Source organism: Lacihabitans sp. LS3-19, assembly GCF_024343575.1.
Taxonomy (GTDB): Bacteria; Bacteroidota; Bacteroidia; order Cytophagales; family Spirosomataceae; genus Leadbetterella.
In genome coordinates, this window is the sequence record NZ_RJUA01000052.1 from 1 (window position 1) to 2,985 (window position 2,985).

At 38.3% G+C, this 2,985-nt stretch carries 2 protein-coding genes, 1 rRNA gene and 1 pseudogene; 2 read left to right on the top strand and 2 right to left on the bottom strand.

The features are described 5' to 3' along the window. Window positions 1-583, top strand: a pseudogene (locus EGI22_RS15205) (DDE transposase); the annotation flags it as partial. Window positions 584-802: 219 nt separating this feature from the next. Here EGI22_RS15205 and EGI22_RS15210 read toward each other — a convergent pair. After that, the gene (locus EGI22_RS15210) at window positions 803-1,399 is read right to left on the bottom strand and encodes a GNAT family N-acetyltransferase (protein ID WP_255069308.1); all 597 of its coding nucleotides are present in this window, start codon (window positions 1,397-1,399) and stop codon (window positions 803-805) included. A 1-nt stretch (window position 1,400) separates the two neighbouring features. Further along, entirely contained in the window at window positions 1,401-1,802 is a 402-nt protein-coding gene (locus tag EGI22_RS15215) for a nuclear transport factor 2 family protein (protein ID WP_255069309.1), read from the bottom strand. 770 nt (window positions 1,803-2,572) lie between these two features. On the opposite strand from EGI22_RS15215, the gene EGI22_RS15220 reads away from it, so the two are divergent. Beyond that, a 16S ribosomal RNA gene (locus EGI22_RS15220) occupies window positions 2,573-2,985 on the top strand; the annotation flags it as partial.

Consider the following 2,985-nt stretch of genomic DNA (forward strand, 5'->3'; position numbering starts at 1 on the left):
CCGAAAAGTATATCTACAACAAAGCTATCTTGTTGAAAATAAAACTACTAGCGTGAAAGATAGAATAGTGAGTCTTTCACAACCACACATAAGGCCGATCGTAAGAGGAAAAGAAAACAAACCCGTTGAGTTCGGTATAAAAGCTCACATAATGCAAGTTGGAGGGCTAAACATCATTGAACACCACAGTTTCAATGCCTTCAACGAGACTACCAGACTAAAGCATGCTTACTATAAACATCGATTGATGATTGGAACTTGTACACATTTAGCAGCAGATGGGATTTATCCAACAAATAGCAATAGGCGGTTTTGTACCACTAAAAAACTGCAAACCAATTTTGTTGCAAAGGGTAAAAAAGTAACAGATAAAAATATCAAAAAAGTTAAAACCATCCTTTCTATAGAAAGAGGAACACGCCTAGAAGGCTCATTTGGCACGGAAAAAGAAAACTATGGCCTAAGGAAAATCAAAGCAAAAACACCAGAAACACAAATCGTGTGGATGTTCTTCGGAATCTTTACTGCAAATGTCGTCCGACTATCAAAACGGCAACAAAAACAAGTCAAAAAAGTAGCTTGAAAAACTTTTAAGAGAAATATCACGGGATAAGACTGCCCAAACTCATCTAAAAAACAAGAATTGCTAACAAAAAAATGAAAATGTAAATTTTTCAAGAATTCTCATAGCCAAAAATCAAAAAATCCAGACTCGTGAAAGACTGGATTCTTGAAAAACAGAATTTTTTTAGCAATTATCAAGGACGCCCTAAATAGCAAACGGATTAGCTTTTAATTCCCTCTAAATTAAAATTAATTTAGTCCAAAAAGTCATTTGCTTTTTGCTTTCCTTTGCTTCGTCAAGATCTTTCCATCTGAAATAAGCCTTAAGATGCTCTTGTTTTGTATATCCTCTTTTATTCCAAAAATCATTCAGCGGCCTATAATCTTTTGGTCGTCTTTTGTGATTTTCAGGCCTATCCACAGCACAAAAGCAAATCATTTCATATTCCTTAAAGCTCAGAACATGTTTTTCTCTTTCCTCAAAAAACCTATTACCAATACCCATTCCTCTATATTGAGGCAATAATATACTTTCGCCAAAATAAAAAATCTTTTTTATATCAATGTTATTGTTCAAAAAAGGCAATTGAACTTCATCACTTTCTTCTATCATAGGCAAGCAAGTGCTCGCACCTACCATTTGGTTGCCATCAAATACAGCCACCACGCAGCATCGTTCTACTGCAAGATAGGTTTTTAAATAATTCCTTTCATATTCTTCGGTTCCCTCATATAAGTAGGGAAACTCCCTGAAAACCGAAATACGTAGTTTCCCCAAATCCTCCAGAATTTCCTCGATTTTTGCACCTATATATATATGATATTTCAGTTTCATATTATTTTGAAACAAGCTCTATCCAAAGCGGAAGGTTATAATAGGTAGTAACTCGGCAAATTTTCCCATTTTGCACTTCCAAAAAAGCACCGGCAGGAAGTACATATTTTTGATTATTTGCAGCAGGTAAACCTTCATCGGCTTCCTTATATATACCGTTCACAACAAACTCCACTGCAACTTTGCTATTATTAGGTTCGCCCAAAAACACCATGTCAGATAAATTCTCCTCATAACATTTGTCCATAATCGCTAAAAAATCCTTGAAATTTTCCAAACCAATCCTGACTTCTCCTTGGTTGGGTTCATGTCTGATATTCTCATCAAGCAGATTCAGCATCCCATTCCAGTTTTTAGCATTAAAATGCTCGTAATATTCCTTAACTATCTCCAATGCATCCATTAATATTTTTTTTCTCAAATATAGAACCAACATTCATAAAACCCCAAATCAGTCCAAAGCAAAAATTCAAACTTAAAGCAAATTTTATTAAGGGCGTGCCCCTCCACCCAAAAACATGGTTTCAATATTTTAGCTTTTTGCCGTGGGTGGAGGGTCGGGCTATACATTCCCGCTTTTGTGTCCGGCCAAGGCCAGGCCACAAAGAGCTCCACTACTATCCCTCACGTTTTCCCGCCGCCAAAGTTTGTATCCCCACAAACATTACCACCATGCCAAAGTTTGTGTCCTCACAAACATTACCCTACGCCAATATTTATATCCCTACAAACTTTTCAGACCGGAATTGGTATCCAATTAGATATAACAATCGGATAAATAAACAGGACAAAAAGAAGAAGTTTAATTGGGAAGGAACAAGAAGATACTGAAAAGCAGAGGATTAGGGGAAGTGGATAAAAAGGCATATAAAATAAAATTTGGAAAAGGGGAAAAAGAAGTGCTACCTTTGCACTCCCAAACGGCGAGAGAGAAGAAATAAGAGAGTTAGTTGGGATAAAGTACATTAAAAATAAATAAATTTTTTTTCGATAAAAATTTGGGAAATAAAAAAAGGTTGTTACCTTTGCACCCCGATTAAACGAGAAGGATTTAGAGTTTAGAAGGAAAAGCTTGAAAAGGCAACGAGCTCACTACGGTGGGATAAAGTTCATTAACTTATTGGAGATAGAGACGAAACACGAAGTTGGGAGATCTTTCTGTTAGTAGATATTACTATGGAGAGTTTGATCCTGGCTCAGGATGAACGCTAGCGGCAGGCTTAATACATGCAAGTCGAGGGGGCAGCAATGTCACCGGCGAACGGGTGCGTAACGCGTATGCAACCTACCTACATCAGGGGGATAGCCCTAGGAAACTGGGATTAACACCGCATAATAGAGACTCTGGCATCAGAGACTTTTGAAATATTTATAGGATGTAGATGGGCATGCGTAGGATTAGCTAGTTGGTAAGGTAACGGCTTACCAAGGCTACGATCCTTAGGGGCTCTGAGAGGAGTATCCCCCACACTGGCACTGAGATACGGGCCAGACTCCTACGGGAGGCAGCAGTAGGGAATATTGGGCAATGGAGGCAACTCTGACCCAGCCATGCCGCGTGCAGGAAGACGGTCCTCTGGATTGTA

Coding starts and splice junctions, on each gene's coding strand:
- EGI22_RS15210 (WP_255069308.1), bottom strand. CDS start 1,399: ATGAAACTGAAATATCATATATATATAGGTGCAAAAATCGAGGAAATT.
- EGI22_RS15215 (WP_255069309.1), bottom strand. CDS start 1,802: ATGGATGCATTGGAGATAGTTAAGGAATATTACGAGCATTTTAATGCT.